This is a genomic window from Skermanella sp. (genome assembly GCF_059503625.1).
The window spans coordinates 1-4,399 of sequence record NZ_JCACHA010001029.1; the positions used below are offsets into that span (position 1 = coordinate 1).

Below are 4,399 nucleotides of genomic sequence, written 5' to 3' on the forward strand. Positions count from 1 at the left end.
CCGCCGACCGCCACCGCCAACGTCACGGCTCCGGACGAGAGCGAAGAGGAAGAGAACCCGATCGTCGAGGCGACGCCGCTCAACGATCCACGCTCCGCCCAGGCGGCGCCGCAGCCGGTCCCTCCCTCCGTGCCCCTGCCGTCGGTGCCGGGTCAGGTGGCGGGACTGCCGATGCCGCCGGCCGCGCCGGGAGCACCCGAAGCGGGACAAGGCGACGCCCGCGTCTACGGCGCCACCAGCGGCCAGTCGCGCATCCAGATCCGCGCCACCCAGGACAGCTGGATCCAGGTCCGAGATGGCACGGGCGACCTGCTGATGACCCGCGTGCTGCGTCCCGGCGATATCTACCGGGTGCCGGACAAGGCCGGCCTGAAGATGCAGACCGGCAACGCCGGCGGCTTGCAGGTATCGGTCGACGGCGCCCAGGGCACCGCCATGGGAACGCCTGGCCAAGTCCTGCGCGGCGTTCCGCTCGACCCGGACCGCTGGGCCGGACGGTAGCCTCGAGAGCCTGATTAAGCGCCGAAGCCGGGGTGGCACCCCGGACTTGCCCTTGACCGGGGGCATGGTCGTCCGCACTTTAGGGGCACGCGGAACCGTGTCCCCAATGGAATCGAAAGCCTGTTCATGACTGTCCGTCCGTACCGCCACATCGAGCGCCGCAAGAGCCGCCTGATCCATGTCGGAAAGGTCCCCGTGGGCGGCGACTCGCCGATTTCGGTGCAGTCGATGACCAACACGCTGACAACGGACGTCAAGGCCACGATCGAGCAGATCCAGCGGATCGAGCAGGCCGGCGCCGACCTCGTACGCGTCTCCTGCCCCGATCAGGAATCGGCCCTGGCGCTCAAGGCGATCACCCGCGAGATCAGCATCCCGGTCGTCGCCGACATCCATTTCCACTACAAGCGCGCGATCGAGGCAGCCCAGAACGGCGCCGCTTGCCTGCGCATCAACCCCGGCAACATCGGCTCGGCCGACAGGGTGCGGGAAGTGGTGCAGGCCGCCAAGGACTACGGCTGCTCGATCCGGATCGGCGTCAACGCCGGCTCGCTGGAAAAGGATCTGCTGGAGAAATACGGCGAACCCTGCCCGGAAGCGATGGTCGAAAGTGCCCTCGACCATGCCCGCATCCTGGAAGATCACGATTTCCGCGAGTTCAAGATCAGCGTCAAGGCATCGGACGTATTCCTGGCGGTCGCAGCATATCAGGGGTTGGCGGAAGCCTGCGACTATCCGCTGCATATCGGCATCACCGAGGCCGGCGGCCTGCGCTCCGGCACGGTCAAGTCCTCGATCGGGCTCGGCATGCTGCTGTGGTCCGGCATCGGCGACACGATCCGCGTCTCCCTCTCCGCCGAGCCGGAGGAAGAGGTGCTGGTCGCCTACGAGATGCTGAAGTCGCTGGGCCTGCGCCGCCGCGGCGTCACCGTGATCTCCTGCCCAAGCTGCGCCCGCCAGCAGTTCAACGTGATCAAGACGGTGGAGGTGCTGGAACAGCGCCTCGCCCACATCACCACCCCCTTGACCGTCTCGGTCATCGGTTGCGTCGTCAACGGTCCGGGCGAAGCGCGGGAGACCGATATCGGCTTCACCGGCGGCGGCGCCAACACCCATCAGGTCTACATCGCCGGCCAGCCCGACCATCGTCTGAAGGACGAGGACATCGTCGGCCATCTAGTCGGTCTGGTCGAGAAGAAGGCGGCCCAGATCGAAGCGGCAAAGGCCGAGGCCGAGAAAGCCGAAGCCGAAGCTGCGGCCGCTGCGGCCGAGGCTGCGGAATGACAGCGGGCTCGCGCCCTGCCTGTCTCCCCTAAGCGCCCGCTATGCCCGGCAGCGGGGCGCATTCTTCGTCCGAACTGGTTCTGGTCGGTGTCAATCACCGCTCCAGTTCGGGCGCCGTCCGCGACCTGATCTGCACCGAGGAAACCGAAGTCCCCGGCGTGCTCGCCCGTCTCCAGGCCGGCGGACTTTCCGAATTCCTCTGGCTTTCCACCTGCGACCGGGTGGAAGTTCTGGCCGCCTCCTGCGATCCTGTCCGGACGGCAGCCATCGCCGCCGGCGCCTTGGCCGAGCGGGCCGGCATGACGGCGCAGGCTCTGGCGCCCGAACTCTACACCCTGACCGGCGGCGATGCCGTCCGTCACCTCTTCGCGGTGGCCTGTTCGCTCGACAGCCAGGTGGTCGGCGAACCCCATGTGCTGGGCCAGATCAAGGCCGCCCATCGCGCCGCCGTCGCCGCCCATACGACAGGGCCGGAACTGGAAGCGGTGCTCCAGGCCGCCTATGCCGCCGCCAAGCGGGTGCGGACAGAGACCGCGATAGCGGAGCGCCCGGTTTCCATCGCCGCCGCCGCCGTCCAGACCGCCCGCGACATCCATGGCGAACTCGACCGCTCGTCCTGTCTGCTGATCGGCCTTGGCGACATGGGCGAGCTGATGGCGGAGGCGCTGCGCGAGGCAGGGCTCCCCCGCCTGACCGTCACGTCGCGGGTCGACCGCCGCGCCGAAGCGGCGGCCCGCCGGCTGGGCTGCCACTACTCGCCGGCTGCCGATCTGGATGCCGCACTCCAGTCCGCCGATATCGTGGTGACGGCGGCCGGTCTGGGGCGCTATATCCTGTCGGTGGACCAGATGGACGCGGTGATCCGGAAGCGCCGCCGCCGTCCCGTCTTCCTGATCGATACGGCCATCCCCGGCGATGTCGATCCGGCGGTAGGCGGTCTGGAAGGCGCCTTCGTCTACGATCTGGCCGATCTGGAACGGGTGGCGCTGGAAGGCCGCGCCACGCGGGAAGCCGCCGCCGCAGCCGCCTGGGCCATCGTGGATCAGGCCGTGGCCGGTTTCGCGCGCGGCAGGGCGGAACGGGCCGCCGTACCGGCGGTGGCCGCACTGCGCGGCCATTTCGAGGCGGTGCGGACCCGGCTGCTGGCGGAGCATCCCGGCGGCGATCCCGCGGAAGCGACCCGCTTGCTGGTCAACCGGCTGCTTCATCAGCCGTCGCAGGTGCTGCGGGCGATGGCCGCGGCGCACGACATGGAACAGGTGGAGGCGGAACGGCTGCTGCGCCGGCTGTTCCAATTGGATGAGTCGGCTACGACTGAACGTATTGAAGCGGTGCCCGTACCGGGACCGCTTGAGGGTGAGGGACGGTGAGTTTCGAGGATATGTTCAACCGTGTCGCGGCGCGCCACGACGAGTTGCGGGATGCCCTGGCCGGCGGCCAGGTGGAGGCGCACGCCTTCGCCAAGATGTCGAAGGAATATGCCGAGCTGACCCCCATCGCGGAGGCCATCGCCGAGTTGCGCAAGGCCCGCGACGAGCGCCGGGACCTGACCGCCATGCTGGCAGACCCCGAGATGAAGGATCTGGCGGAAGCCGAACTGGAAGCGCTCGACCGCCGCCTGCCGGAACTGGAGCGCGGCATCCAGATCCTGCTGCTGCCCAAGGACGAGGCGGACGAGAAGAACGCCATCCTGGAAGTTCGGGCCGGCACCGGCGGCGAGGAAGCGGCCCTGTTCGCAGCGGAGCTGTTCCAGATGTACCAGCGCTATGCGGCCCTGCGCGGCTGGAAGTTCGAGACGATGGACGTGTCGGAGACGGGGATCGGCGGCTACAAGGAAGCGACCGCCTCGATCACCGGCCGCAGCGTCTTCGCCCGTCTGAAATACGAGAGCGGCGTCCACCGCGTCCAGCGGGTCCCGGCGACCGAAGCCGGCGGCCGCATCCACACCTCCGCCGCCACCGTGGCGGTGCTGCCGGAAGCGGAGGAGGTCGATATCCAGATCGACGAAAAGGACCTGCGGATCGACGTCTACCGCTCCAGCGGACCCGGCGGGCAGTCGGTCAACACGACCGACAGCGCCGTCCGGATCACCCACTTGCCGACCGGGCTGGTCGTGATCCAGCAGGACGAGAAGTCGCAGCACAAGAACAAGGCCAAGGCGATGCGCGTCCTGCGCTCCCGCCTGTACGATCAGCAGCGCAGCGCCTTGGATGCCGAACGAGCCGCCAACCGCAAGAGCCAGGTCGGCAGCGGCGACCGGTCGGAGCGCATCCGGACCTACAATTTTCCCCAGGGCCGCGTGACCGACCACCGGATCAACCTGACGCTCTACAAGATCGACAAGGTCATGAACGGCGAAGCGCTGGACGAGGTGATCGATCCCCTGATCGCGGCGGACGAGGCCGAACGCCTGTCCGAACTGCAATGACCGGCCCGTCATGACCGGCATGGCCCCCCTGTCCAAAACCCCGCTGCTGCGGGAGGTCCTGCGCCATGCCGAAGCCCTGCTCCGCGAAGCCGGCGTCGATACGCCGGAGCTGGACGCGAGGATCCTGATGGGTGCATCTCTCGGCATGACCCGGGAGCACATGCTGATCCATGCCACGGCACGGCT

At 68.4% G+C, this 4,399-nt stretch carries 4 protein-coding genes and 1 pseudogene; all 5 read left to right on the forward strand.

Features of this window, described 5'->3' with window-relative positions:
* Window positions 1-501: DUF4115 domain-containing protein (locus tag AC5JJ6_RS37455; RefSeq protein WP_496046911.1), on the forward strand; the 501-nt coding region annotated here is incomplete at its 5' end.
* Window positions 502-627: 126 nt separating this feature from the next.
* A complete protein-coding gene (gene ispG, locus AC5JJ6_RS37460) occupies window positions 628-1,785 on the forward strand; it encodes a flavodoxin-dependent (E)-4-hydroxy-3-methylbut-2-enyl-diphosphate synthase (protein ID WP_496046912.1) in 1,158 nt (385 codons plus the stop codon).
* Window positions 1,786-1,826: 41 nt separating this feature from the next.
* Window positions 1,827-3,155, forward strand: a complete 1,329-nt coding sequence (gene hemA, locus AC5JJ6_RS37465) for a glutamyl-tRNA reductase (RefSeq protein ID WP_496046913.1) — start codon at window positions 1,827-1,829, stop codon at window positions 3,153-3,155.
* Window positions 3,152-4,213 carry a peptide chain release factor 1 gene (prfA, locus tag AC5JJ6_RS37470; RefSeq protein ID WP_496046914.1) on the forward strand — a complete coding sequence of 354 codons (1,062 nt, stop codon included), beginning with the start codon at window positions 3,152-3,154 and terminating at the stop codon, window positions 4,211-4,213. The genes hemA and prfA overlap by 4 nt, the downstream gene beginning before the upstream one ends.
* A gap of 19 nt (window positions 4,214-4,232) precedes the next feature.
* Window positions 4,233-4,399 (forward strand): annotated as a pseudogene (locus AC5JJ6_RS37475) (hypothetical protein); the annotation flags it as partial.